Origin of the sequence: Cupriavidus pinatubonensis (assembly GCF_019602855.1) — a bacterium.
Classification (GTDB): Bacteria; Pseudomonadota; Gammaproteobacteria; order Burkholderiales; family Burkholderiaceae; genus Cupriavidus; species Cupriavidus pinatubonensis.
In genome coordinates this window covers 1,066,513-1,090,591 of sequence record NZ_CP080766.1, presented here as the reverse complement: position 1 = coordinate 1,090,591, position 24,079 = coordinate 1,066,513, and the positions used below count along the sequence as shown (strand labels likewise).

The 24,079-nt window shown below is 60.3% G+C and carries 34 protein-coding genes, 1 tRNA gene, 1 other RNA gene and 6 pseudogenes; 25 read left to right on the top strand and 17 right to left on the bottom strand.

Annotated elements, in window-relative coordinates; all coding sequences use genetic code 11:
* The first annotated feature begins 7 nt into the window (after window positions 1–7).
* Together K2O51_RS04985 and K2O51_RS04980 are read left to right on the top strand one after the other, a co-directional pair.
* Window positions 8–373, top strand: a complete 366-nt coding sequence (locus K2O51_RS04985; protein ID WP_011301401.1) for an NAD(P) transhydrogenase subunit alpha part 2 — start codon at window positions 8–10, stop codon at window positions 371–373.
* Window positions 370–1,839: an NAD(P)(+) transhydrogenase (Re/Si-specific) subunit beta gene (locus tag K2O51_RS04980; RefSeq protein ID WP_220630567.1), complete on the top strand. Its 1,470-nt coding sequence runs from the start codon at window positions 370–372 to the stop codon at window positions 1,837–1,839. The genes K2O51_RS04985 and K2O51_RS04980 overlap by 4 nt, the downstream gene beginning before the upstream one ends.
* Window positions 1,840–2,404: 565 nt before the next feature.
* Here the strand turns inward: K2O51_RS04980 and K2O51_RS04975 are convergent.
* The 3 genes and pseudogenes from K2O51_RS04975 to K2O51_RS04965 all read right to left on the bottom strand — a co-directional run bounded on the left by K2O51_RS04975 (window position 2,405) and on the right by K2O51_RS04965 (window position 4,289).
* Window positions 2,405–2,893 carry an SRPBCC family protein gene (locus K2O51_RS04975; RefSeq protein ID WP_041680356.1) on the bottom strand — a complete coding sequence of 163 codons (489 nt, stop codon included), beginning with the start codon at window positions 2,891–2,893 and terminating at the stop codon, window positions 2,405–2,407.
* Between the two features lie 579 nt (window positions 2,894–3,472).
* Window positions 3,473–3,778 (bottom strand): annotated as a pseudogene (locus tag K2O51_RS04970) (DDE-type integrase/transposase/recombinase); the annotation flags it as partial.
* A gap of 283 nt (window positions 3,779–4,061) precedes the next feature.
* Window positions 4,062–4,289: a hypothetical protein gene (locus K2O51_RS04965; RefSeq protein ID WP_245001843.1), complete on the bottom strand. Its 228-nt coding sequence runs from the start codon at window positions 4,287–4,289 to the stop codon at window positions 4,062–4,064.
* Window positions 4,290–4,428: 139 nt separating this feature from the next.
* Between K2O51_RS04965 and K2O51_RS04960 the strand changes: the two are divergent.
* The 7 genes and pseudogenes from K2O51_RS04960 to K2O51_RS04935 all read left to right on the top strand — a co-directional run.
* Window positions 4,429–4,545 (top strand): annotated as a pseudogene (locus K2O51_RS04960) (H-NS family nucleoid-associated regulatory protein); the annotation flags it as partial.
* Window positions 4,546–4,549: 4 nt separating this feature from the next.
* Window positions 4,550–4,909: a transfer-messenger RNA gene (ssrA, locus tag K2O51_RS04955) on the top strand.
* A 389-nt stretch (window positions 4,910–5,298) separates the two neighbouring features.
* Window positions 5,299–6,180: a lipid A biosynthesis lauroyl acyltransferase gene (locus K2O51_RS04950; RefSeq protein WP_220630566.1), complete on the top strand. Its 882-nt coding sequence runs from the start codon at window positions 5,299–5,301 to the stop codon at window positions 6,178–6,180.
* Window positions 6,181–6,240: 60 nt separating this feature from the next.
* Window positions 6,241–6,510: pseudogene (locus K2O51_RS35095) on the top strand (ISKra4-like element ISBte1 family transposase); the annotation flags it as partial.
* A gap of 308 nt (window positions 6,511–6,818) precedes the next feature.
* Window positions 6,819–6,894, top strand: a tRNA-Met gene (locus K2O51_RS04945).
* A 111-nt stretch (window positions 6,895–7,005) separates the two neighbouring features.
* The gene (locus K2O51_RS04940; RefSeq protein ID WP_084791985.1) at window positions 7,006–7,278 is read left to right on the top strand and encodes a reverse transcriptase domain-containing protein; all 273 of its coding nucleotides are present in this window, start codon (window positions 7,006–7,008) and stop codon (window positions 7,276–7,278) included.
* Between the two features lie 57 nt (window positions 7,279–7,335).
* Window positions 7,336–7,539, top strand: coding sequence for a hypothetical protein (locus K2O51_RS04935; RefSeq protein WP_011301833.1), 204 nt, complete (start codon window positions 7,336–7,338; stop codon window positions 7,537–7,539).
* A 282-nt stretch (window positions 7,540–7,821) separates the two neighbouring features.
* On the opposite strand, the gene K2O51_RS04930 is transcribed toward K2O51_RS04935, so the two are convergent.
* Window positions 7,822–8,052, bottom strand: coding sequence for a host attachment protein (locus K2O51_RS04930; protein ID WP_166487121.1), 231 nt, complete (start codon window positions 8,050–8,052; stop codon window positions 7,822–7,824).
* 369 nt (window positions 8,053–8,421) lie between these two features.
* Between K2O51_RS04930 and rpsR the strand changes: the two genes are divergently transcribed.
* The gene (gene rpsR / locus K2O51_RS04925) at window positions 8,422–8,700 is read left to right on the top strand and encodes a 30S ribosomal protein S18 (RefSeq protein ID WP_011301835.1); all 279 of its coding nucleotides are present in this window, start codon (window positions 8,422–8,424) and stop codon (window positions 8,698–8,700) included.
* Window positions 8,701–9,028: 328 nt separating this feature from the next.
* Here the strand turns inward: rpsR and K2O51_RS04920 are convergent, their stop codons facing one another.
* Both K2O51_RS04920 and K2O51_RS04915 read right to left on the bottom strand, forming a co-directional pair.
* Window positions 9,029–10,531 carry a tripartite tricarboxylate transporter permease gene (locus K2O51_RS04920; protein WP_011301836.1) on the bottom strand — a complete coding sequence of 501 codons (1,503 nt, stop codon included), beginning with the start codon at window positions 10,529–10,531 and terminating at the stop codon, window positions 9,029–9,031.
* A 12-nt stretch (window positions 10,532–10,543) separates the two neighbouring features.
* Window positions 10,544–10,724, bottom strand: a pseudogene (locus K2O51_RS04915) (tripartite tricarboxylate transporter TctB family protein); the annotation flags it as partial.
* Between the two features lie 26 nt (window positions 10,725–10,750).
* Here K2O51_RS04915 and K2O51_RS04910 point away from each other — a divergent pair.
* Window positions 10,751–11,053, top strand: a complete 303-nt coding sequence (locus tag K2O51_RS04910) for a hypothetical protein (RefSeq protein ID WP_041680358.1) — start codon at window positions 10,751–10,753, stop codon at window positions 11,051–11,053.
* 18 nt (window positions 11,054–11,071) lie between these two features.
* On the opposite strand, the gene K2O51_RS04905 is transcribed toward K2O51_RS04910, so the two are convergent.
* On the bottom strand, window positions 11,072–11,446 hold the full coding sequence (locus K2O51_RS04905; protein WP_011301838.1) for a hypothetical protein: 375 nt from the start codon (window positions 11,444–11,446) through the stop codon (window positions 11,072–11,074).
* A 56-nt stretch (window positions 11,447–11,502) separates the two neighbouring features.
* Window positions 11,503–11,787 carry a hypothetical protein gene (locus K2O51_RS04900; RefSeq protein WP_011301839.1) on the bottom strand — a complete coding sequence of 95 codons (285 nt, stop codon included), beginning with the start codon at window positions 11,785–11,787 and terminating at the stop codon, window positions 11,503–11,505.
* A gap of 211 nt (window positions 11,788–11,998) precedes the next feature.
* Here K2O51_RS04900 and K2O51_RS35090 point away from each other — a divergent pair.
* Window positions 11,999–12,079 (top strand): annotated as a pseudogene (locus tag K2O51_RS35090) (H-NS histone family protein); the annotation flags it as partial.
* Window positions 12,080–12,641: 562 nt separating this feature from the next.
* Entirely contained in the window at window positions 12,642–12,989 is a 348-nt protein-coding gene (locus K2O51_RS04895; RefSeq protein WP_220630565.1) for a hypothetical protein, read from the top strand.
* A 319-nt stretch (window positions 12,990–13,308) separates the two neighbouring features.
* On the opposite strand, the gene K2O51_RS04890 is transcribed toward K2O51_RS04895, so the two are convergent.
* The 8 genes from K2O51_RS04890 to K2O51_RS04850 form a co-directional block, all read right to left on the bottom strand.
* Window positions 13,309–13,758, bottom strand: coding sequence for a hypothetical protein (locus K2O51_RS04890; protein ID WP_011301841.1), 450 nt, complete (start codon window positions 13,756–13,758; stop codon window positions 13,309–13,311).
* A 122-nt stretch (window positions 13,759–13,880) separates the two neighbouring features.
* Window positions 13,881–14,273, bottom strand: a complete 393-nt coding sequence (locus tag K2O51_RS04885) for a SpoIIAA family protein (protein ID WP_011301842.1) — start codon at window positions 14,271–14,273, stop codon at window positions 13,881–13,883.
* A gap of 370 nt (window positions 14,274–14,643) precedes the next feature.
* Window positions 14,644–15,015 (bottom strand): hypothetical protein, encoded by a 372-nt coding sequence (locus K2O51_RS04880; RefSeq protein ID WP_011301843.1) that lies wholly within the window; start codon window positions 15,013–15,015, stop codon window positions 14,644–14,646.
* A 20-nt stretch (window positions 15,016–15,035) separates the two neighbouring features.
* Window positions 15,036–15,230, bottom strand: a complete 195-nt coding sequence (locus K2O51_RS04875; RefSeq protein WP_049796524.1) for a hypothetical protein — start codon at window positions 15,228–15,230, stop codon at window positions 15,036–15,038.
* Between the two features lie 272 nt (window positions 15,231–15,502).
* Complete coding sequence (locus tag K2O51_RS04865) at window positions 15,503–15,748, bottom strand: hypothetical protein (RefSeq protein WP_220630563.1); 246 nt, start codon at window positions 15,746–15,748, stop codon at window positions 15,503–15,505.
* Window positions 15,749–16,209: 461 nt separating this feature from the next.
* Window positions 16,210–16,479: a hypothetical protein gene (locus tag K2O51_RS04860; protein ID WP_011301846.1), complete on the bottom strand. Its 270-nt coding sequence runs from the start codon at window positions 16,477–16,479 to the stop codon at window positions 16,210–16,212.
* Window positions 16,480–16,717: 238 nt separating this feature from the next.
* On the bottom strand, window positions 16,718–16,939 hold the full coding sequence (gene infA / locus K2O51_RS04855; protein WP_011301847.1) for a translation initiation factor IF-1: 222 nt from the start codon (window positions 16,937–16,939) through the stop codon (window positions 16,718–16,720).
* A gap of 17 nt (window positions 16,940–16,956) precedes the next feature.
* A complete protein-coding gene (locus K2O51_RS04850; RefSeq protein ID WP_049796526.1) occupies window positions 16,957–17,220 on the bottom strand; it encodes a hypothetical protein in 264 nt (87 codons plus the stop codon).
* A gap of 376 nt (window positions 17,221–17,596) precedes the next feature.
* Between K2O51_RS04850 and K2O51_RS04845 the strand changes: the two genes are divergently transcribed.
* Together K2O51_RS04845 and K2O51_RS04840 are read left to right on the top strand one after the other, a co-directional pair.
* Window positions 17,597–18,034 carry a hypothetical protein gene (locus tag K2O51_RS04845; RefSeq protein WP_166487062.1) on the top strand — a complete coding sequence of 146 codons (438 nt, stop codon included), beginning with the start codon at window positions 17,597–17,599 and terminating at the stop codon, window positions 18,032–18,034.
* Complete coding sequence (locus tag K2O51_RS04840) at window positions 18,031–18,348, top strand: hypothetical protein (RefSeq protein WP_011301849.1); 318 nt, start codon at window positions 18,031–18,033, stop codon at window positions 18,346–18,348. Before K2O51_RS04845 ends, K2O51_RS04840 begins: the two co-directional genes overlap by 4 nt.
* A 6-nt stretch (window positions 18,349–18,354) precedes the next feature.
* On the opposite strand, the gene K2O51_RS04835 is transcribed toward K2O51_RS04840, so the two are convergent.
* Complete coding sequence (locus K2O51_RS04835) at window positions 18,355–19,212, bottom strand: transglutaminase-like domain-containing protein (protein ID WP_220630562.1); 858 nt, start codon at window positions 19,210–19,212, stop codon at window positions 18,355–18,357.
* Between the two features lie 302 nt (window positions 19,213–19,514).
* On the opposite strand from K2O51_RS04835, the gene K2O51_RS04830 reads away from it, so the two are divergent.
* From K2O51_RS04830 to K2O51_RS04785, 10 genes and pseudogenes are all read left to right on the top strand, one after another.
* Window positions 19,515–19,847 carry a hypothetical protein gene (locus K2O51_RS04830; RefSeq protein WP_140948863.1) on the top strand — a complete coding sequence of 111 codons (333 nt, stop codon included), beginning with the start codon at window positions 19,515–19,517 and terminating at the stop codon, window positions 19,845–19,847.
* A 321-nt stretch (window positions 19,848–20,168) separates the two neighbouring features.
* Window positions 20,169–20,687 carry a hypothetical protein gene (locus tag K2O51_RS04825; protein WP_220630561.1) on the top strand — a complete coding sequence of 173 codons (519 nt, stop codon included), beginning with the start codon at window positions 20,169–20,171 and terminating at the stop codon, window positions 20,685–20,687.
* A 129-nt stretch (window positions 20,688–20,816) separates the two neighbouring features.
* Window positions 20,817–21,122 (top strand): hypothetical protein, encoded by a 306-nt coding sequence (locus K2O51_RS04820; RefSeq protein ID WP_245001842.1) that lies wholly within the window; start codon window positions 20,817–20,819, stop codon window positions 21,120–21,122.
* 15 nt (window positions 21,123–21,137) lie between these two features.
* A complete protein-coding gene (locus K2O51_RS04815) occupies window positions 21,138–21,407 on the top strand; it encodes a hypothetical protein (protein WP_011301855.1) in 270 nt (89 codons plus the stop codon).
* 55 nt (window positions 21,408–21,462) lie between these two features.
* Window positions 21,463–21,705 carry a hypothetical protein gene (locus K2O51_RS04810; protein ID WP_011301856.1) on the top strand — a complete coding sequence of 81 codons (243 nt, stop codon included), beginning with the start codon at window positions 21,463–21,465 and terminating at the stop codon, window positions 21,703–21,705.
* A gap of 707 nt (window positions 21,706–22,412) precedes the next feature.
* A pseudogene (locus K2O51_RS04805) lies at window positions 22,413–22,748 on the top strand (transposase); the annotation flags it as partial.
* Window positions 22,749–22,837: 89 nt separating this feature from the next.
* Window positions 22,838–22,975 carry a hypothetical protein gene (locus tag K2O51_RS04800; RefSeq protein WP_166487123.1) on the top strand — a complete coding sequence of 46 codons (138 nt, stop codon included), beginning with the start codon at window positions 22,838–22,840 and terminating at the stop codon, window positions 22,973–22,975.
* 110 nt (window positions 22,976–23,085) lie between these two features.
* On the top strand, window positions 23,086–23,403 hold the full coding sequence (locus K2O51_RS04795) for a hypothetical protein (protein WP_011301857.1): 318 nt from the start codon (window positions 23,086–23,088) through the stop codon (window positions 23,401–23,403).
* 69 nt (window positions 23,404–23,472) lie between these two features.
* Window positions 23,473–23,724: a DUF1488 family protein gene (locus K2O51_RS04790; protein ID WP_011301858.1), complete on the top strand. Its 252-nt coding sequence runs from the start codon at window positions 23,473–23,475 to the stop codon at window positions 23,722–23,724.
* 107 nt (window positions 23,725–23,831) lie between these two features.
* Window positions 23,832–23,999, top strand: a complete 168-nt coding sequence (locus tag K2O51_RS04785; protein WP_181184349.1) for a hypothetical protein — start codon at window positions 23,832–23,834, stop codon at window positions 23,997–23,999.
* Window positions 24,000–24,079: the final 80 nt, after the last annotated feature.

Below are 24,079 nucleotides of genomic sequence, written 5' to 3'. Positions count from 1 at the left end.
GACAACCATGGAAATGGTGAACCACACGGTGATCAACCTGATCATCTTCGTGCTGGCGATCTACGTGGGCTACCACGTGGTGTGGACGGTCACGCCCGCGCTGCACACGCCGCTGATGGCGGTAACCAATGCGATCTCGGCCATCATCATCGTCGGTGCGATGCTGGCCGCTGGCCTGACTGAAGGCGGCGTGGGCCGCGCGATGGGCACGCTTGCGGTGGCACTGGCTGCGGTCAACGTGTTCGGCGGCTTCCTCGTCACGCAACGCATGCTAGAGATGTTCCGCAAGAAGGCGCCGAAGGTGAAGGCCGAGGCGCAGCCCGCAAAGACGCCCGCGCACGCCGGCGGAGAACTGGTGGAGATGCCGCGATGAACGGACTGTCCATGAATACCGTGACGCTGTTCTACCTGGGCGCGTCGGTCTGCTTTATCCAGGCCCTCAAAGGGCTTTCGCACCCGGCTTCGGCCCGCAAGGGCAATGCCTTCGGCATGATCGGCATGGCGGTGGCGGCACTCACCACGGTGGCGCTGATCCTCAAGCTCAAGAACGAGTTCCTCGCTGCCGGTAGCGGCACGACAGCCGGGTCTGGCCTTGCGCTGATCCTGGCTGGCCTGGTCGTCGGCGGCGGCATCGGCGCCTACGTGGCAAAGAAGGTCGAGATGACCAAGATGCCCGAACTGGTCGCGGCGATGCACTCGCTGATCGGTCTCGCGGCGGTGTGCATTGCGGTGGCCGCGGTGGCGGAACCTTCCGCCTTTGGTATTGCGCCGGCGGGCTCGCATGAGATTCCGATGGGCAACCGCATCGAACTGTTCATCGGCTGCTTCGTCGGTGCCATCACGTTCTCCGGTTCCGTGATCGCCTTCGGCAAGCTGGCAGGTCGCTACAAGTTCCGCCTGTTCCAGGGTGCCCCCGTTGTGTTCGCGGGCCAGCACATGCTGAACCTGGCGCTGGCCGTCGCCATGGTCGGCTTCGGCATTGCGTTCTTCATGACGCAGGAGTGGACGCCGTTCCTCGTCATGCTGGCCATCGCCTTCGTGCTCGGCGTGCTGATCATCATCCCGATCGGCGGCGCCGACATGCCGGTGGTGGTGTCGATGCTGAACTCGTACTCGGGCTGGGCGGCCGCCGGTATCGGCTTCTCGCTGAACAACCCGATGCTGATCATTGCCGGTTCGCTGGTGGGTTCGTCCGGTGCCATCCTCTCGTACATCATGTGCAAGGCGATGAACCGTTCGTTCTTCAACGTGATCCTCGGCGGCTTCGGCAGCGATGCGGGAGCGAGCGCAGCAGGCGGTTCGCAAGTGCAGCGCAACGTAAAGTCGGGCTCCGCCGATGACGCCTCGTTCCTGATGGGCAATGCCGAGACCGTGATCATCGTGCCGGGTTACGGCCTGGCAGTGGCGCGCGCCCAGCACGCACTCAAGGAACTGACCGAAAAGCTGACCGAGAAGGGCGTGACCGTGAAGTACGCGATCCACCCGGTGGCGGGCCGCATGCCGGGCCACATGAACGTGCTGCTGGCCGAGGCCGAGGTGCCCTACGACCAGGTCTTCGAGATGGAAGACATCAACAGCGAGTTCGGCCAGGCCGACGTGGTGCTGGTGCTCGGCGCGAACGACGTGGTGAACCCGTCGGCCAAGACCGATCCGAAATCACCGATCGCCGGCATGCCGATCCTGGAGGCGTACAAGGCCAAGACCATCATCGTGAACAAGCGTTCGATGGCGGCCGGCTACGCCGGCCTCGACAACGAGCTGTTCTACATGGACAAGACCATGATGGTGTTCGGCGACGCCAAGAAGGTGGTCGAGGACATGGTCAAGGCTGTTGAATGAATAGCTGGGGATTCCCGCGGTCGATGTGATCAGAGTTGAAGGAAGCAGTAGTGCTGGCTGCCAGGCAACCAGGGCACCTCAGAAGATCAACAAAAATGCATACGGCCTTGCCCAATCCACTGCGGTCCTCCTCTTCGATATTGAAGACGCCGTGCAAAAGCATGGCAAACACTTTATGCCCCATAAGGAAAAGTTCACATGGGCGAGGGAGATTGTTAGTAAGTTCTCAAGCGTCAATGTTTCAGGTCTGGCGAGGCGTTGAAAACGCTTTGATTGATCGGCGGCACTTACGACTACCGCATCGAATCCTCTCCCACGTCGAGGGAGACGAGTGAGTTCCAAATGGCCGGTATTGATGTAGTTGCGTCGTCCACATATTAGCTTGATACCGTGGTCGATAGTCTGCTTCTGGCCGCTCAGGGACGAATGATGGATCGCCATCCGGTGGAACCCGACTTCAGTGTGCTCCACCATCTCATGCCCATCACCTGCCTCGATGCCAAGAGAAACAACCGAGGTAAAGGGGGAGACGTTGCAGAGCGTTCAATCCGTTGCCGGGTACGCTTCATCCATGCTCGATGCCGAGCAGGCGCGCGTCTAGCCGCCGCGCTAGCGCCGCGCCACCTTCGCGCATCACTGCATCGTGGTTCCACTGAAAAACCGGTCGCAACAACGGCGCCAATGCATTCATCCATCCGCGGTTCGTATGCACGCACCAGTCATAGCGGACCACGGTAAGGTTGCGTCCGTCGCTCGAAAAGCTCCATCGACCGGCGCCTTCGACGTCGCCACTAGCTTCCCCCTCCAGCGCGACCAACGGATCGATGCGCGTTACCCGCATATCGAACACGAGTCGATAGGGCAACCAGCCTTTCCACGTATAGCGTTGTATGGCGCCCACGCCCTGATCGGAACCGGCCTCTAGCTGGTCCACTCGCTCGACGTTAATCCACCACTCGGGCCAGCGCGCCGAATCCTGGATTGCTGCCCATACTTCCTGCACTGGCGCATCGATGCGCCAAATGGTCGAAAAGTGGTATTCGACTGTCCGCAAGCTGCCTCCATTCTTAGAGTGGCCGGCGTTCTTTTTTGCTCGAGACCCCATCGACTTTGTTCCTGCCGTTTTTCTATGTCAGGTGGATTCAGCGCCGCACTGGCATTGTGGCCCGCAGGCGCATCGCGGTCCATAGGGGCATTGCGGGCCACAGGCACACGCTCTTTGCTCCGCAGTTCCCTGGCAGCCGCAGGCACAGCCTGCACCGGGGCAAACAACACAGTTGCACGTAGATTGGGTGGCGGTATTCATGGTGGCTCTCCTTTCGGTTGAAACGAGACGCCAGTGTAGGGCCGCTGATTGCTGGAAGCTTGAACGAATCGGCTGAATAACGACGAGTTGCGCAGGACGCTGACCTGGGCCGCCGGCATGCTGATCATGCGCTTGAAGGTGCGGGCCGGTAATCGCGCATCCATCTTGAATGCGCTGGTCAGTGGTCGATGCTGACTTCAGGTGTCCGGGGGGAGGGCGCCGGTCGGCGCTACCCGACCCTTGGCAGCAGCTCGCGAATACCTTGGGAGATGTCGCCTATAGCACGCTTACGGTCACTGGATGTGAGACGGTCTTGAAGAAGCTGTTGCGCTGTGCGAGCGCCATATCCAGCGCCTGCAGCATCAACTCGGTACGCAGATGGCTGCCCATGGCCCAGCCAACAATCCGGCGGCTGAACACATCCAACACCACCGCGAGGTAGAAGAAGCCCGCTGCGGTTGGAATGTAGGTCGCATCGGCGACCCACAGACGGTTCGGTGCGTCAGCTTGGAAGTGGCGCTGCACCAGATCCGGAGCCGGTCGTGCGCCAGGTGCTCGCCGCGTGGTCTTTACCCAGCGGCGCCGGCTTACGCCGCGCAGGCCCGCTTCACGCATCAGGCGAGCCACGCGCTTGAGGTGCCGGACGCCATGATCGCGGTTGCCAATAATCAGCTCGAGTCCGGCCAGAAGGCGGCCGCACGCAAAACGCTGGAACAGGTCGTGGCCAAGTATCCCGTTACCGAAGGCGGGCATGCGGCGAACAACCGGTTGAAGACGCTGATGTAAGGGCGGGCGGCTTCCAGCGGCCGCACCACACGCCGAAGGCCCGCTTTAGGTGGATCTTCAGATTCTGACGAACCCTACATTTTCCGGAGTGTAGGGTCAGCGATGATCCCGAAAAGGTCCTGTCGGCCGACTATACGGGCACTGACACCGCTGCAGGTGCAATGGCAGTCACCACGCGAGCTGACCTGGTCCACATCTTCTCGAGCACGGCGACGACCATCAGCCCAAGCGACGGGCTCAGGATCAATGAGAAGATAATCCATGTGGCGCCGGAGCGTTCCAGGGCGTTGGCGAAAAGGCCAACCGCGAAGGAGCAGGTGATCCAGGCAACAATTGCAAGCATGGCGGCAGATTCCATGGGTAAAAGTGATCGCCACGCGAAAAGGCGAGTCCCCAGTATGGGTACAACTGCAATCAGTAGCACTTGGGGAAAGGCATTACGGGAAAGCGCTGAATGGGGTCATCGACTGGAAGGCCCCTACCCCCGCTGGTAGTTCTGCTACCGCAACGCGGACGGGCTGACCTGGGACGGGCAGGGCGAGATGCCGTCGTGGCTCAAGCGGGCAGTCAATGCGGGGCAGAGCGTGGAGTTTTACCGGGTCGGGTCCTTGTAAAGCCCCACGCAAACTGCCTTGACGCTGCCGGCAGGACGCGTAGAATCTGGACCGTCGGGGGCTGCAAGGTTCCCGATAATGGTTGTGAACCTTCTTCTTGAAGGCCTTCTGGACGGCGGTTCGATTCCGCCCAGGTCCACCAGAAGCACATTGCACGGGCAGTGCACTTCTGATGGGCCTGACCTGGTTTCGACAGGGGGAGATAGGGTCGTGAGGCAACTCGTCAGAGAAGACGTTAAAACTAAATCGAAGTAAATGCTAACGACGAAAAGTTCGCATTGGCCGCCTAACAGCCGCCTTGGGTTGTAACTGACCTCGAAACAGAAAAGTTACTGACAAGGGCTCCTTCGGGGGCCCTTGTTCATTTGAGAGCTTGGCATCGATGCCAGCATGCGAATACTTGGGAATGCTCGATCACGACGGCAAATGGTAGCCTGCTCGAGGGGGCGTATCCCGGCCGGCCCTTATTGAAGAACTGAGTTTGGAGACTCAATGTTGCAAATGAATCCTGGGGAGGTTAGCTCAATCCCCAAGTGCCGAAGCGCACGCCGTTGACAGCTGGAATTGGGCAGTGGTCGAGTGAGCAGGACCTGGAGGTAGCACTGGTCAATCACATCATGAGTATCCTGCTTGAGTTTGGTGCCGGCTTCGCCTATGTCCCGCCGCAGGGAATCGGGCCGGCGTGCTACAGTGCAGGTACATCAATGCTAGTCGTCGGGCCAATGTGCCAGCGACTTCCGCTATCCCCCCCACATGATCGACAGCCTCATCGCGGCACTGCTCACCCTGCTGCTCAAGGCCTTCGCCGCGCTGCCGTATCGATGGTCCGCCCACATTGGCGCAGCACTTGGCGCGCTGCTTTACAGCATCCCGAGTCGCAGGCGGAACATTGTCCATACCAACCTGTCGCTGTGTTTCCCCGATCTGTCCGATGCTGCACGGCGCGACCTGGCACGGCTGCATTTTCGCCACGTCATGCGCAGCTACGTCGAGCGAGGCGTGCAATGGTTCGGCGACCGCGATCGCCTCAATGGCCTGCTGCGATTGGAATCCGAGATAGACCTGTCGTCGTGCTCGCGTACTCCGACGATTTTTCTCGGCTTCCACTTCGTCGCCATCGAAGCCGGCTGCATGTTCTATTCGATGGCCGGCAGCCCGGTAACGTCGCTTTACACCAGAATGTCGAACCGGGCGCTCGAAACCATTGCCAGAACGCAGCGCGAGCGATTTGGCGCGATCATGGTGCCGCGTAACGAAAGCGCAAGGCAGGTCATTCAGTCATTGCGCAAGGGTGTACCGGTCATGCTTGCCGCCGACATGGACTTCGGCCTGAAAGACTCCGTATTCGTTCCGTTCTTCGGCGTCGCGGCCTGCACACTGATCTCCGTGTCCCGCCTCGCCAGGCTCACAGGTGCCCAGGTCGTGCCTTTTACAACCGAGGTTTTGCCCGACTATCGCGGCTACCAACTCCGGGTGTTCAAGCCGCTACCAGGCTTTCCGTCGGCCTGCGTAACGGCAGACGCGGCACAGATGAACGCGTTTCTCGAAGCGCAAATCCTGCGAATTCCCGAGCAGTACTATTGGGTGCATCGCCGGTTCAAGAATCGGCCCTCGGGGGAACCGGCGATCTATTGAGCCGCGCTCGATCTGATCCTCCCGTCCATACGACACGATGGCGCAGGCAGAGTGCCGGTGCTCGGCAAACTCGAAGCGTTCATCGTCTACCTGGACAACAACTGGGAGCTGCATCGTGAACGGTGACAGCTATCGACATGGGGAGCCCATTGCATCAGGGTTCGTCGAGTCAGCCGTCAACCAGGTGGTCAGCAAGCGGTTCGTCAAGCGCAGCAGATGGCCTGGCGGCCCCGGCATGCGCACAACCTCCTACAAATCCGGACCGCCTTGCTCAATGACCAGCTCCAGTCGTACGTTGAACGATGGTATCCCTCCGTCGCTGTGAGATGAAGATCGCCGCCTTGCCGCATTATCAGCCCCCGCTTTGGCGCGCTCTCGGATGCCTGGCTCGCTCACGTATCCAGGCATCGGGTCGCCGCCGGCCGCGCTGCGGCAGTACTGGCCGCGCACGACTTTCTCCACCAGCAGGTAGACAATGCGTTCCACGAAGCCCGGACAAAACGAGGCCACGGCGTTGCCGCCCCCCAATACAGCGTGCGATTTCACCAAGGCTCAGCCAAGCCCCGCCCGGATCACGCCGGCGGGGCTTTCTGCATTTAGCTGTATCAATGTTTTGCCAATCCGCGTATAGTGCGGCCCGCGGGGTGGAGCAGTTGGCAGCTCGTCGGGCTCATAACCCGAAGGTCGCAGGTTCAAGTCCTGCCCCCGCAACCAGATTCGAAAGCCCGCCCGGTTTACGCCGCGCGGGCTTTTTTTTTATTTTGGGGCCCGGCCTTGTTCCTGATCTGCTTCCTGTTTTGCGGAGTCCTAGTGCGAGCATGCGCTATGCTTGAGGCTGATATCCGCAGCTGTTTTGACGAAATTTCGCACGACTGGCTTGTCGCCAACATCCCTACGGACAATGCGATACTGCAAAAATGGTTGAAGGCAGGCTACCTTCATAACCGTGTTCTTCACTCAACGCAGGCTGGTACACCGCAAGGCGGTATCGTTTCTCCTGCGCTGATGAACATGACTCTCGGCTGTTTTGCAGGCGTCCCAGGCGCTGAGTCGATGACTTCCCGCCGTCCAGGATGGCGCGCACCATGGCACCACTGAAGAGGATAGCGTGTTCTTTGGTCATGCTACGATCCTCCAAAACAGGGAGGTACCACCATGGGCATTGAGAGCTACCAGGACTACACAGTTCGTGGCTTTGCGAAGCAAATGGGCGATGGTTCGTTCGAAGCCTTTGGCACCGTGCAAAAGGACCATCTCGTTCTGGAGGCGTCTGAGCCTTTGGGCTACTACCCAACGTTCGACCTTGCCGTCGCGGCAGGCATCGCATGGGCGAAAGCGTGGGTCGAGGATCAACGCTGAACCCTTCGGAACTCCACCACCCACACCCACGGGTTGGCCTTCCATGAATCGGCGCCGTTGATGAGTCCACAAGTGGATGTAACGGGAGCGCATGGATGCATCGTCTGGATCGCAACCGTGCAAGTTGAACCTCATCGGAGGCAAAGGCCGACAAATAGCGCTTTCCGCCTGAACATCAGCCTCGCTGATGACCTGCAGCCGCTCCACGCTTACGTCGGCCACTTCCAGCATCAACCGGCACGCCGCGCGCGGAATGTGAATACTGGGCTTCCACGGCCGTGCTCAATGACCAGCTCCGGTCGTACGTTGAACGATGGTATCCCTCCATCGCCGCGGCATGGGCTCGCCCTTGCCGGCAAAGCGCTCCTGCGCGTCGTCGCGCAGTTCGCCATCCTTGGCCCGACCAACCGGATTGACAACGTCCTGGATCTCTTCCATATTCCTTTCCATCCCGTGCATCTGGAAGATCCGCGCATGGGTGCCATCTGCGGCTAGCGTCCAGATGGTCGTCACGGCTCGCTCCTTTCGTGGCATCAGTAGTCACGTAACAAGGATAGGTGGGCCGGGCGATCATCCCGGCGGCTTCGCAACGCCGGCTGGGGGGATGGACGGTGTCCCGTGCGCCCTCCGATGCCGCTATCCGCCGAGGATCGTGAGCGCCGTATGAGATGGCGTGTGGCATCGGTAAGGGCGTCGGCTCGCTCTTGGTGCGCAGAGGCCCTGGATCCGCAACCCTGCGAGCACCCAGAATTGTGACCGCGGGGGTAGCGACCCCTGAGCACAGAAAATTTCGACGACGAGGGCTGCTGCCGATACTGTTGACTCTGGCAGGAGGCTCCATGCAAATACGCTATCCCCACTGTATCCGCAAGGGATCGAATCATGGCATTCATCAAACGTAGCGACAAAAAGAAGAAGCCTTTCAAAAAGGAAAGCTCTCTTTTCAAGCGCAAGCGCTATTGCCGCTTCACCGTGGCTGGTGTAGAACAGATCGACTACAAGGATCTGGACACCCTGAAGGACTTCATCGGCGACAACGGCAAGATCACGCCGGCTCGCCTGACCGGCACCAAGGCGCACTATCAGCGTCAGCTCAATACGGCCATCAAGCGCGCGCGTTTCCTCGCGCTGCTGCCGTACACCGACCTGCACAAGCACTGATTATCCAGGCGGTTAAAGCGATCACGGAAATCGTAGGACTGCTATGGCCGACCACGGACCGCGGACCTTCGCTTGAATGACCGCTCGCCGCCGGTCACTGGATCCTCTGCGGGGGGGGGGGGCTGACGCCCCGCTCAATAATGCTCGAGTGGGTCCGCCTCGCTCTCGTGCACCTCAACCGGCAAGCACCTTGTGCCATTATCCGTCAGCCATTCGATTTCCGTCGGCGTCTGCGGGGCGTTGTCGATGTCAACCGTAAAAAAGGGTGCCGGCTGCCCCTATGAACTGGCGTTGCGCGGCCGCCCTGCGGCCGGCGCTCTTGTTTTGCTTATTCTTCCTGGAACGCTTCCTCGCGCTTGTTCTTAATCGTCGGCATCGCCACGATCAGCACTAGTGCTGCCGCGGCAATCAGCAGGCCCAGCGACAGCGGACGGGTCACGAACACGCTGAAGTTACCACGCGAGAGCAACAGGGCACGGCGGAAGTTTTCCTCCATCATCGGCCCCAGCACGAACCCCAGCAGCAGCGGCGCCGGTTCGCACTTGATCTTGATGAAGAGGTAGCCGATCGCACCGAAGACGGCGGTCTGAAACACGTCGAATGTGGTATTGCCCACCGAGTACACGCCGATGCAGCAGAACACCAGGATGGCCGGGAACAGGTAACGGTAGGGCACCTTGAGCAGCTTCACCCACACCCCGATTAGCGGCAGGTTCAGGATGATCAGCATCAGGTTGCCGATCCACATAGACGCGATCAGGCCCCAGAACAGCGCCGGGTTGCTGGTCATCACCTGCGGGCCGGGCTGGATGTTGTGAATGGTCATCGCACCCACCATCAGCGCCATCACCGCATTGGGCGGGATGCCCAGCGTCAGGAGCGGAATGAAGGAGGTCTGCGCCGCCGCGTTGTTGGCCGACTCCGGACCCGCCACGCCCTCGATGGCGCCCTTGCCGAACTCATGCGAGTACTTGGAGGTCTTCTTTTCCAGCGAATAGGCCGCGAACGACGCCAGTGCAGCACCGCCGCCCGGCAGGATGCCCAGCGCCGAACCCAATATCGTGCCGCGCAGCACGGCCGGGGCCATGCGCTTGAAGTCCGCCTTGCTCGGCCACAGGCTCGTGATGTGGTCAGTGAAGGTCTCGCGATGTTCCTTTTGCTCCAGGTTGGCGATGATTTCAGCAAAGCCGAACACGCCCATGGCCACCGAGACGAAGTTCAGGCCGTCGGTCAGCTCAGGCACATCGAAGGAGAAGCGCGCGGCGCCCGAGTTCACGTCGGTGCCGACCAGGCCCAGCAGCAGGCCCAGCACGATCATGGCAATGGCTTTGATCAAGGACCCCGAGGCCAGCACCACGGCGCCGATCAGGCCTAGGCACATCAGCGAGAAGTACTCGGCGGGACCGAACTTGAATGCTAGTTCCGACAGCGGCCCGGCGAAGGCGGCCAGAATCAGCGTGGACACGCAGCCGGCGAAGAAGGAGCCCAGGCCGGCGGTGGCCAGCGCCACTCCGGCGCGGCCGCGCCGCGCCATCTGGTAGCCGTCGATGGTGGTCACCACCGAGGACGATTCGCCCGGCAGGTTCACCAGAATCGCGGTGGTCGAGCCGCCGTACTGCGCGCCGTAGTAGATACCGGCCAGCATGATCAGTGCGGCCACCGGCGGCAGCGTGTAGGTCACCGGCAACAGCATGGCGATGGTGGCCAGCGGCCCAATACCCGGCAGCACGCCGATCAGCGTGCCGAGCACGCAGCCGAGGAAGGCATAAGCCAGGTTCTGGAAGGACAGGGCAGTCGCGAAGCCTAAGCCCAGGTTGGATAGCAGTTCCATGTGGCGGTCTCCTTAGCCTGCGATAAAGGCCGGCCAAACCGGCATCTGAAGATTGATGCCGTAGACGAAGGGAGCCCGTGCTGATCCGCACGGGCTCCACGCCGTTCAGAAGCGCACCCTTCCAGATGAACTCGTGGCTGGCCATCGACACCAATACCAGCGCAAATACCGACAACACCATGCCGAGCGGCTTGGGTGGATGGGCGTGCCAATGGGCGCATGACGGTGTTGGCGCTCACGCCCAACTCGGCGGCGAGCTTGCGCGTGCTCCAGTGCGTGGCCGCAACGGGCTTGCCTTGCGTGGTCAGCTCCACCAGCCGCGCCGTGTCCACCTTCAACGGCGGCGCACCGCGCGGCAAGTCGCGTTCGATACCGGCCAGCAGCACGATACGCACACGCTGCGCCCGCCTCACGCTCGTGAGCTTCGACCGAACCAGCTTCGTCAACCTGGTTCGCTCCTCGTCGGTCAACATGATCTCTTGGGCAACTCGCACTCGCCCTCTCCACGCCGTGCCGCAATAGCTACGGCAGAGCATGGACTCAGCCTGGGAAGTGCTGTCGTGGTCGGCGTGGCGTGGCTCCCACTCCGACCGGTCTGAGTTCGCCCTCCCAGGGTGCGGCATCCGGATCCAGCAAATAGTCGCCTTCTCTGGTTTTCTCGTAGAGGTGGTCCCGGATCGCCTGCCCGATCGCAAGGCGACACAGTCCCTCACAGCTTGAGGCAATCGCACCCTGAAGCGAAGCTACCTCGGTCAGTACCTCGAATGAACGCCTGCCGCCGCCGACAAAGCTGGTGAACCTGACGCCCTTCGGGTGGGCCGCATCGACAAAGAGGACGGCAACATGGTAGGCAATCCCCTTGTCTACGCCGGGCAGCGTGCACAGGAAACTGGATGACGCGTCGACGCTGCTCATGCCTGAACCCCTAGCAAGCTACAGATGATGGTCCGCCCGGATACGAGCATATGGTGCTAGAGCAAAACCACGGATTCGCCCGCGACCAGTCCGTTGATGATGTCCTCGGCGTAGCGAAGCACGGCGCGCCGTGCTTCGCCCACATTGTCCCAGGGCGTTGCGTTGAGACGAAAGGTGCGTGCCTGCTCGCCTTCGGGACGTCCGCCTTCACGGCAGATCACCACTGCGGCCTTGAAGGACCGGTCAGGCCTAGGCTCGCGCCAAGCACGCTCCACAGTATCCCTGTACACCAGAGGGTAAAGGTCATACCCCTTGTAAGTGGCACTCGGGTAAGTATCCATGACTTGCTCTGGGCTTTTGCGGTTTGCTTTCCATGCCCCACTCTACTCCTCTTGTGAGGCCAGGGCCGTCCTTATTTCACTGGAGGCGACAATCGCGCCTGTAAAAAGCTCCGCATTGCGGAGTTTTACTCAACTTGCGTCGCGACGATCAGATCGGCTCGATCCTGGTCGCTGCGCGCACATTCGGACGCGCAAAGGCACGTGCCTTAGTGACGGGCAGGGAGAAATGCCCTCGTGGCTGCGGCGGACGGTCAATGCGGGGCCGAGTGTGGGGGTTTTCCGGGTCGGATAGCCCCACCGGTGCCAGATACGGGCACATCCCCCCGAGTTCTTGCGCGACACGCTTTACCGTAGGGGCAGCATTGATTGCGATTTCGATTCCGGCACGTTTCGAGCCGGTAGGATCACGAGCAGTTCCGCGCCACAGCGCGCGCCTCCTGGAGAAGGCTGCCTCCCGCGCCAGGACCAGTGGTGGGCTGACGGCATTGGCGGCAGGCCTTCGTGTCAGAGCCGCTGCCCAGCTCGGTGATCGCCACGGCCAGCACGATCTCGCCGGAGCAGACCGATCACGCGCTTGCAGTGCGCGTTATTCCGCGCCACAGCTGAGATTCGCAATTTCCCTCAAGCCGTGTTGCTGCAAGGCCGGGAGACCGCGCAAAAAACGGGCGCCGACTAACCGGCAAGGACAACATAGGAAGGATGATCTGAGTGAATCCATCGATGCCCTGCGATACCTGGCTCACGCCAGAATCCTGTTCGGAAACCCACAGATCTCCACCTTGCGCCTCTCCCCGCTGCCGGGTGTTACCAGATAAATTTCGCTCACAATTCGCGGCGGGGACGATATGGGCAGGTTGGTTGACTACCTTCGCGCGTATGTCATCTACCGTCGAAGCGCGAAAGCAGCAGACCTCCTCTGGAAATACTATGCTCTCCGGATCACAGACGAGATCCACCACCGGCTGATGTGCCTCAGCGTTCAGGCCCGAGGCGAACTCGCGCCACAGGCGCTGGCGATGCTCTACCTCGCCGCGATGCTAGAGGAATACGAAGGCGATCCCCACGCCCCGATCGTCCACGCAAGCGTTGAGTTTCTCCTGCGTCGTGCCATCGCGGCCAATGCCAGGGGCCGGCGGCGCGACTCCATCCACTTTCAGCATCTACGGGAGATCGCTATGCGAAAATACGGCTGGGAGCCATAATTTCACGTTCTCTATAGCCCCCCCTCGCTTTCCTTCATTGAAGCCTGACCGCTGCCACCTTTCCGCAGGCTCAGGGTCAGGATCGGGAGTCCAAGCTCAGCCGTTCGACAACCGCGCGAGCAAGACTGCTACATGGTCGTCCTCTCCGCGACCTCGAGTGGCTGCAGCCCGTCCGGAACGTTACCGAACCGGCTCGCCCACCACGACCGGTACGTACGTGCGCCGCTAGAGTTCAGAGTTGAGCGAACAAAGTTCAGAGTTACGTGAATCTCGACAGCGGTACTGATAAGAACCAGGGCAGCGATATGCAGGATATTGTTTATTGCGCGTCGTCCCTGCCGTTTGGCTTTTCCATCTTAGAGAGTTCCTCAATCAGTAGGTCAGGGAACTGGCCGCCGGCGCCGAACACGATCCAGAGGGGGACGCCAAATAACGCCCCCACCGCCGCAATTCCTAAGCCTCGACGGGCGAACGCGGCCGCGACGATGGCGAGACCTGAAAGCCCAAGCCGAGTGGACGTGCTACGGCTGTCCCAGGCGTATTCCTTGAGAGCCCCAGCCGCCATCTTCGCGAGAGCCCAGGCTCCGCCACTTTGCGCAGTCGCTCGGTAAGCCGCGCGCGCCTGTTCATACCGGGGCAGTGCGCTGTCGCGGATCACTAAGAGCTGACGCATTAATGCGAGGACAGCGGACCGGTCCTCTTCGGCGATCTGGGTGGCTACGGTGGCAGCGAGCTGGCGCAGCTTCTCCTGATTGAGATCTTCTGACACGTTGCCCCTCTTTACTGCTAGATCCAGACCTGTGGACACCCATCGCTTAGCATAATCGCCCAGTGTCAGTCCTTCATACGCCTCGGCGCGCCAGTGCGGCCTGATTTGCCGTCGCGGCCTGGTCAGCTCGGGCGAGTCGTGGGCTTGTCGAGAGCGCTCACGATCCAGTCCCGCGCCTCGGCCGCCTGATCGTCCGGGAAAGTTCTGACGTGGGCCGGCACCACGAAGCGGAAGACATCGATAGCGCGGCGGATCCAGTCATGATCCGTCACCACGGCTACGGCTTCCCAATGCCAGTAATGGGCAACCCCAAGTTTCAGGTCATCCCATGCCGCACCCGCGGACATCCGCGTGAAACCGGGCCCGAGCTCATAGTAGACGCGAATCTTGTCGTGCCCCTTCATCGCGGCGTCCACGGCAGGAATCAGAACCCGCTCGTAATCATCTCGTGTGACTTCGCCGGACGCACGCACCGCGACGACGTTGCCGGGGAAGCCTTCCAGGATTTCGATCATGGCAGCTCCTGTTTGCGGGCCTTCGCGGGCGCGCGGCCGCCTGCACGGATACCGGATGCGGACGCGCCTTGTGGTACCTGCTAAAAAGCTCGCTTCCACGGTACATGGGACGTGCAGGCGGGACAAGGAAGATTCGTCTCTGACCTCCGTTTTCTCTTGTCGCGGGCGATGGCGTTGGGCGCTCGCCTGTGCCGTTCGGGAGGGGCAGCGTCCTCCATATTTGGCGAAAATTTCACGAATTCCAGCCGAGCCTCAAAACGCGGCCTTCGATCGAGATATGCCTTATGCGACATATGCGCCGCTGAAAGGTATTGATCCGTTAGGAAAATGTAGTATCCGTGTCAGCTCATCCTCAAGCGCCACTGGCCGCTCACATCCAAGTCAGCGTTGCCTCCGTAAAGAGGTTAGCGGGCATGAGGTAGTCGCCGTGTTCAATGGCAAGATCTTCCAGATCGCGCAGCGTATCCTCAGACAGCGCGGCCATGTCAAACCTGCAGTAGAGGTAGCGCTGCCTGAATGTGGCCTTTTCCATGCGCAGGCCGCGCACCAATGCTTCGGGGGATGCCACGGAGACATGCTCGACGGCGCGGTACTGGACGTCGACACCGAATTGTCGGCCGAGTTGCTCAAGCTCAACCGCATCCTGCCAAGCGTTCTCGTAGTCCAACTCAAGCGTGCCGGCAGCGCGACCATGGATGCGTTCCACCGCGCTGGCTCGGTCGCGTGCGGTAAATGTGCTCATCGTGGCCCTCCAAGTGCCGCTCAGTCGAGCGTGATATTTGCCTCCCTGATCAGGGTGCTGAATCTGGCCTTCTCCTGCTTGATGTATGTGGTGAAGTCCGCCGGCTCGGAAGCGGTGGAGCTGAATCCATAATCGCCCAATACCTTGATGGCTTTTTCCGAAGCCAACGCCTTCGCGACTTCATTCCTAATACGTTGAGTCAGTTCTGCGGGCATTCTCGCCGGCCCCTACAAGCCATACCAGGAAACCATCTCGAAACCGGTCAATCCCGACTCCGCGACCGTCGGAACGTCCGGGCAAGACGGAAATGCGCTTCGCACTGGTGACGGCAAGCGGCTTCAGCTTTCCACTTTCACATGGGGCAGCGTCGATGGCAAGCCATCCACCACACACCCGATCAGAAAGAAATTGCTATCGCGCAATTGCTGTTGGGCGGCGCTTATGTCAGATGCGGCGGGTATCCCTGCCGGTCGGAGTCGTGCGCCCCTCAGTCGGCCGTCGACGCGCAGGCACTGGAAAGGGGCGGAACGTCGAAATGGGCGGCAGCATACATGGCATTGCACGCCCATACCTCTTCCCCGTTCTTATAGAAGGTGACCCATTTGCCGTCGCTGACGCAGTGGGCGCCAGGAAACACTTCGTCGTGGCCGTTCGGACCGTCCAGCGCAAAGGGCGCGTGGGGCGTGGCCCAGTAGTGGCCGCTCGGTAGGGGTGCGATCGTTTTTCGGGACATATCCTCAGCGCCGCAAGGCGTGGCACACAACGCGCGATCCGGCCCGCCGCTGAGAAACGGATTGTGTTAATCCTTTGACGGCGTGGCACCGTCCCGAGACATGCTGGTGTAGTCTCACGACAAAAATCATCTCCTCTATCCGGTGCAATCTCGTCATGACGCAATTCGTCCCACTTGCTGTCCGGGACTTCGGCGTCTGCGCCATCCGACCGCCAGCGGTCTCTGTCCCGCCTTGTCCCCTTCCATCGCGAGGTACACGAAACGTCAACCGCAGACTGGTACGGCTTGTCAAGACTCCCGGCATAGGGGGGGCGTGACGCCTCGCCAGGCCGGGAGACAACGGCGACAGTCACAAGGCGTTAGGACGGTGACTCCTGAAGACGCCTACGGGGCCGCGGAGAATCCATGCAAAATGTCATGCCACCACACTTTTAATCTAAGCCCGCGACATGGCCGACGGATTACCTCGCCTTGACGAAGGTAGACAGGCCATCGATCGCGTCCCTGGCGGACGAGAGGGCCAGCGTGATCGCAGCGTGCGGCGCGTTTGCGAAATGCTGGAGCAACGGTGGCAGCTGTCTTCGGGAACCCATTCCTGAACAGACTTGCATGATGGTTACGGTAGCGAGGAAGCGCGGCTGAACCGAGTCGCCACCGGGGATGCCACTGGAGGCACGACGTACGCTCGCAGATAGCCTGAAGCCTTTGTAGATGCTGTTGTTCTGAGACATGTTGGTCTCCTTTCATCACCGAGCATACGCTCACGACAGCGGCGTGTCCGATTTACTTTCGGCTACGAAGTCAAAGCGTCCCATAAGCCCCGAAATTGGCTTGCAAAAACGCGATGGTATTGGGGATGCGGGATAGCGAGCGACGGTGCGTCGGGAAGCCGCGCGCTCGCATGGTGTCTGTCTGGAGGAACCTCTGCACCATGCCAGCTCAGATTAGGAATACGGCAACAGCGTTCGCTCAGACCTTGTGACGATAGTTGATGCGACCCTTTGTCAGATCGTATGGCGACATCTCGAGCGTGACGCGATCTCCGGCGAGAATTCGTATGCGATTCTTCTTAAGCCGCCCGGACGAATAGGCCCAGACTTCGAAGCCATTCTCCAGGGTGACGCGAAAACGGCTATCCGGGAGGACTTCGGAGACCCTTCCGCCAAACTCCACCAGTTCTTCTTTTGCCAAGGATGCTCCTTTAAGTTTTATCGAATGCCACGCGGCAACGTGGAAGCGAGTGCCGTATGCCGATGCGCGGATGGTTGCAACCGTATGCGCGCGACTGCGCTTTCCCCTGCGCGACGGGCGGCTTGCCGCGCTTTGGTTTCGGTGTGATGTGTGGCATGGCGCATCGAGACGTTGGCGACGATGCGTTCAGCGCCGTCTTTGTACTCGGAGATCATGTAATTCGCGAACCATACGCCGGGCTCTTGTTGGATGGGGTACACCGAAACGGTGAACGGGGTCATGCTGTGATTCAAACTGTTGCCTGTTCGGAAGGCGCTCGTTTCGGGGGGGGGGCGTCTGGTGTTCCCTTGTGGGAGCGGTGCGCGCGTGGTCCCCGCAATCGGTTGCCATTGGAAAAATCAGTGTCGAGTCCCGCGCTCTAGTGCAGGTGGAGAAACTGGTGTGAAATTGACCGTTCTTGCATCAGCGAGCGCGCCTGGTACATGCGCAGTGGCTGCGGAGCGGACGTGCCGCGGGTCGGAAAAGGTTGCGGCCGGTTGTTGCCGCGAAAGATTCGGGTGTACGCCCGTGCTGCCGCTGATACTCTTCTAATGATAATGTCTTGCGGACAGCGCATTTGGCGTCGATGGGTATCGACGAAATTGGATGATACCACTTTTGGATATCTCTGCTTGCGATGTACCCAATTCACGCCGCCGTAGTGTGTTGCATCGCTATAACCTGAATCTGACTGAGTTGGCGGCGGGCCGCGAGGCGGAAGGGTTCAGTCGCGACAAAGTCATGGGTTGGACGAAAAAATTCCTTTGCCGAAGCTTCAGCGCGTATGCTGGGGTTGCCAACCGGCAAGCAATGCAGCAGGAGTTCTCATGGCAAAAAGCCAACTACGCGGCAACCGAGAAGCGAAAAAGCCAAAGCAACCCAAGAAGCTTTCCGTACCGGCAACCCCGTTCAGCACAGTTCAGTCGCGGGTTCGGAACGATGGTCTCGCCAAGAGGAAGTCGTAAGCCGGGCAAATGCCAGGCAAGGCGCGATATCGCCGCTGGGCGATACCTCTTCATTCAACGAATGCCGATCGTTGAGGGGGGCGCACCATGATCCATCCTGACACAGGCGCTACATTCCGAGGCCTGCCACTAACCGCCGAACAAGACTCGGAGGTTCGCCACTATCGGAGCAGAAAAACGAGGCCTGGCAAGCCATGGGATACCGCGGAATTACGCGGGATGCTCGAAGACATGTTGCTGCCGCCGAAGGCCGAGGAGGGCGGTCAGGAAGATGTACTCCTAGGGCGGTCGGCTGCCGCGGAACGTGCGGCGTCGTTCGTCGATGAGGCGATGGATCCGATTGCGGCATATGAGGATTGGAACGCCGCCTTGGAAATCGAGGGGATGACAGGCGAAGTGCGCTAATGCTGGTTACCACGTGGAGATGGCGCTTGTCGTTGCGAGCGGCAGGCCAATCCCGGCAACCGGGTCGGCTATTGGCTGGATCTCGATAAAGGGCCGCTTCGACTCGACCTTGCCAAATATGGCAGCAAACGGAATGTCGGCTGCGTCCCGGCCGGTGCCGATGCGCAGCAGGCCAGTCGGAATGGATACCCCTGAGGGGTCGAGCAGGTACCATCCGCCTGACAGGAACACCTCGACGACCGCATGAAAGTCCGGCGCGCCCAAGGTGGGGTCCGCGCCATAGTCCACGCTGCTGGACATACGGGCGGGAATACTCAGGGCGCGGCAGATCGCGATCATCAGGTGGGAGAAATCCCGGCATACGCCGGTGCGCTCGACAATCGTATCGATCGCAGAGGTGCGCTCATTGGTGGATCGCGAAAGAAAGCGCACATGGTTGCGCACCCACTCCCGAATTGCATACACGCGCGAATAGCCGGGGCGCATGCTGCCAAACTCGCGCATGGCGAACTCCATCATGCGGTCAGATTCGCAATACCGGCTCGGCGCCAGGTACGACAGTACATCGAAGGGGAGTTCGGCGACGGGTACCTCCGTTAGCGACATGCCATCGTCCAGACGATGATCGATGTCCACCACAGCTTCATAGCGGATGGCCAAGGGGCCCTTATTCGCACGTATCCTGAGCAGCCGGTTGCCGAGTGGGTCCGTGTAGCGAGCGGCGTGAGCCGGTGGCGTGAGTGCCAGACGCTCGGAGACAACGGACTGTCTTGCGGTCTTCGCAGCTTCGACAATCAACAGAAAGTCTCCTGTGGGATCCAAGATCTCGTAGGACAGGTTCACCGAGTACCGAAGGCGGTTCATTGCTGACCTTGTACGATGTGGAGGCGGGAGATGGTGTCGGCCGCAGGAACGGATCGGACCTTCTAATTCAGTGTAGCGCCAGAAGCGGTCGACCGGTCCGCGTTAGCTGGGCAGCAGTTGCGCGGCGCCCAATTTGTAAGGGAGATAGGACGGTGTGCATCGGCCCCCTATACTGCTAGTTGTAGCGTTTCGGAAGCCAAGTGCCTCTGATCCGCCGATCACTCGTTTCCGGGCCTTCCCCCTCGATGACGTCTTAGGACTGGTGACTCCTGAAGTCACTTATGGGGACTCCTGGAAAATTCATGCAAGATGCCACGCGGCGACCGCCGTTCGCCCAGCCCCCCAATCGTCAGTTATTAATAAGTCAGTCTTTCGCCGGGATCGATGCAACCGATGTCTGGCAAGGGAGACGCTTCTCCGCAAGACCGATTGCAAAGTTGGCTTCCGCCTTCGTGGCTGCTCTCCCGCGTTTCGGGCTGGCGGAGCCGTGCTCTCATCGTGATGAAGATGCCGTGACGATCTCCAGCAACGCGATATGGGTGGAAATGATTACCCGCTGGCAATGGAAGATCGGTGCCCACAACGATGACAATTTTTCAACACTGCCATCACTATGCCAGCGTGGCAAGCGATGAAGGAAGATATCGTGCCGAAAGAATCTGCAGAGACCACTTACCGGTTTATACATGTCACGCGCCTTTTACGCGACCGCCAGGTGGGCAGGCCGTCGAAGGGAAATACCCAGCGATTCGGAGTCATGCGATTGGCAGCGTCCCAGTGGCATCAGGCAATCACGCTGCTGATTGACTGGGATCGTGCTGTCAACGAAGGCTGGCCAGACCTGCGGTCACCGTCCTGCACCCGAACCAGAGCCATGAGGAGCATCGGCCGTAGTCATCAAGCAAGCATCCGCCGGCTCGCCGGAAATGGGCACTGAGATTGCGTGAGGTAACTTCATGCGTACGTTGCTGTATTTTAGTCTGAGAGACACCGCCACGGCGCGACTGGCAAAAGTGCGATTGGGCGATTTCGCCGGTACCCAGGCACTCGTCGCAGGGCCGTGGTTTGTCCAGCGCGACAATCAGCCCGTCGACGGATTGCCAACGATCGACGTCGGTCAGACTACGTACCGGGAAGAGGCGGCGATCACAGGAATTTTCGTCGGCGCGCTCGTTGGAGCGCTTGTCATCTTCAGATACGGCGCTTCAGCCGGCGCCGGCGCCACTGCTATTGCGTATGTTGGTGCTGTCATGCTTGGCGCGATGATCGGATGGTGGGTCTGCGGATTGGTCGGCGGCAAGATCGTTCGCCTTGCACTGTGGCGGCGGAATGCGCAACTCGCACCGGGCCAATTGCTGATGATCGTCAGTTGCGATTCGCGATCGAAAGAAGCCCTGAAGCAGCTCATCAACGAACTGGGCGGGGTCGGGGTCGACGAGCGTAGTGACCTGATGCCGAATTTCAGATGGCAATGACTGCCGCTTCGGATTGGCCTTGCCAATGCGCTCCCGGAAACGTACGTTAGGCAGCCTGAACGATAAGGCGGCCGTGGACGTTATTCCTGGAATGGACGAATGAACAGAGGCCCAGTGCGGAGGTCAGATATGCAAAGACGCGTCACGATTGGTGAATATGAAGTGTTGATCGAAGCTGAGCAACACCTCGGTACCACCCAGTTGGCCGGAGCGATTGGCTACGTAGTACGCTACTCGATTGCCCGTCCGGATTGCCGGCCCATCAGAGGCGATCTTCTCAGCGTACATTCCTACGATCTCATTGACGGCACCGACTACTTTCGCAGCGCCGATGCGGCGCTTGACCATGGAGTGGCAAAGGCGCGCGATGACATTGCCACCTTGTCGCCAAAAGTAAATCGGACACATCCCGGCATATCCGCGTATGCTCGGTGATGAAAGGAGACCGACATGTCGCAGAACAACGCAATCTACAAAGGTTTCAGGGTATCTGCGAGGGTGCGTCACGCACCCGGTGCAGTCCCCGGCGGGGACCGGGTTCAGTCGCGCTTCCTCGCTACCGTAACGATTACACAAGTGAGTACAGGAATGGGTTCGCGCAGACGGCTGCCAGCCGTGATCCAGCATTTCGCCAGTGCGCCGCACGCTGCCACCGCGCTGGCCTTGTCGTCGGCCAGGGATGCGATTGACGGCATGTCCACCTTCGTCAAGGCGAGGTGAGGTAGTCCCGGCGGCCATGCCATAGGCTCCGATCGAGAGAGAAAGAGGGGACATAATGTCGAGACAGCTCAAGCACAAGGCCGAACTGCGCGCCATGCTTCGCGCGGAACAGGCAAAATTTTCTGAATGTGAGGGCGCTTGCTTTGGCGACGTGCTCTGGCATGCCGCAGATGCCGGGGGCTGCAACTGGAGTCTGTCAACCATGGAAGGCGGCAACAGCGCCGCATGTTTGGAGATGATCCGCCCGTTCGCCAGCCGGCTACGCGAGATGTATAACGTGCCGGACGAGGGGAAATAGCGCATTACGGCCGCCACGCAAGTGACCTGTGCGTGGTTGCGATACATGGCAGCATGAAGGATCTAGCCTGCTGGCCCATATGGAATTCGCTGACGAGGTCCCCATCTGATTACCGAGCATGAAGCTGCTCACTTTCCCTATCGGGTTTTCCTCGCCCCGGTCCAACCTGTTAGCCATCATGCGATCAATGCTTGCGCTCCTTGAGAAAGGGTGAGTTCAGGGCCAATCCACCTATAAGGAGCCTCGCCCTATAGCAAGATCGGTTTGTGGTGGCGTGGCGCGAGTTGTCCGCGGGCGGGCGGGGGGTCGCCGCTGCCGACCACGACGCCGTCCGGCGGTGGACAACTCGCTGGCGAGCGCGTTTCGTTGTGCTTCGGCCTTGACGCTGTTCGCAGACAAGCGGCAAGCAATAGCCCAGCGCGCTGCGGAGGCTCTTGGGCATGATGAGCACCTCCTCTTCGGTTCAAGATAGCGGATGAGGCGAGGTCAATTCCAGGGATGTGGATTCGAATTTTTTCCCCTTTCGCGAGGATGGCCCAAAGAATGCTGGCGTGCTTGTTGGCTACTGCGACCAGGGCCTGGTAGTAGCCGACGCGGGCCTGCAGTTGGACATGATGTGTGCCTGGGCACAGTGGCAAGCGCTTAACCAGGAAATCGCCTGGTTCGATCGGCAAATTGCCACGCATGCCCGTCAGGATCCTGACTGGGGCGCCAACCGCAACGACGTCACCCGACTGCCGCCGATCGAGGCCATTCCTCCGAACCGTGGCAAATGTGGTCGTCCCCTATCCAAGCCCAGCATCTTGCAGAGTGATCGCGGATACCACCACGACAAATAGCGCAAGCCCCTACATGCCGTCAGCATCGCCACGGAGATCGCCCGCTGGGGCCAGCTGCACGGCAGCGGCCTTGGCAAGACCCGCTGGGTTGTGGAACGAACGATCGCCTGGTTGCACAATTTCACTCGACTGCGAGTTCGCTTCGAGAGACTCGCCCTCATACATGAAGCCTTCCTGAAAATCGCTTGCTGCATCATCTGCTGGCGCCATCTCATGAAAGTCATTTTGTTAGCGCTTCTAAGCGCGTATGCTGGGACTGCCACCTTGGCAAGCAACGCACTAGGAGCAACACCATGGCCAAGAGTCAACTACGCAGCACTCGCGAAGCGAAAAAGCCCAAGCAGCCCAAGAAGCCGTCAGTGCCGGCAACCCCGTTCAGCACGGCTCATTCGCGGGTTGGGAACGAAGGTGTCGCCAAGAAGAAGACGTGAATCGGTTGGCCGCGGACACGCGGCACAGTGATCACACGCAACTTGTAACGTTCACCGCAGGGAATCGATATCTCTACATTGAAAGCGCAGACCGCATCGGGAGGCGCATCATGATTCATCACAACACGGACCCCACTTTCCGAGGGCTTCCGCTCACCGCCGAGCAAGACTCGGAAATCCGTCACTACCTGAACAGGAAGGCCAGGCTGGGCAAGCCATGGAATACCCCGGAGCTACGCGGGATGCTTGAGGACATGCTGCTGCCGCCAAGTACCGAGGACGACAGCCAGAGCGACAGCCCGCCCGACGCGGTGGCCGCCGCAGAGCGCGCAGCCGCGTTCGTCGATCAGGACATGGAGCCAATCGAGGCGTATGAGGAATTGCATGCCGCGATGGAAGCCGAGAGCATGAAAGGCGATACGCATTAGCGGGAGCGCTTCGCGTTGGTAGTGAGCGTGCAAACCGGTCCATCAAAGGCGTAGAACGCAGGACGACACATGGCACTCAGTTTTCCCAACCCCAGCCGCAGCTATGATGGAACCAGGCATGGCGTGTGGTTCTGGGGTTACGACAACGCACGCGAAATTACCTTCCTTGTGGAAGACCGCGTACTGATGAATTTCGACTCCGCTCTCGGTTCTGACGAAGCCGGGGTGCTGGCCTCCTTCGACCGGCATCGCAATGAGATCCTGAAGATCGCCATGGCCCTCTATGTCGAGGGGCGGCAGACTCTCTACACCCTGCATTAAGAAGCCCTTGTGCGCGTCGCCATTCCGGTGCATGACACATGGCGGCACGGAATTGCTTGCGCGTCTCGTCGTGCGCTTTATACGACAGTCACGCCAAGAACCTGTCGATGCTGGTCGACCCGACCGATCAGCGGCCCCGGCTCGCGCCCTTTTACGATCTGCTCAACACCCGGCGGTACCGGCACCTGAGCCAGAAATTCGCCTTCAAGATCGGCGGTGAGAACCGCCCCGAGTGGCATGGCGGCACTGGTGGGCGCGACCCGGTTACACGTTGATAGGCCAACGCCAGATGACTCGTTGGCCGTCGCAACTACGATGCCCGCCGGCTGGATAATACGGCTGATGTCGCCGGTCG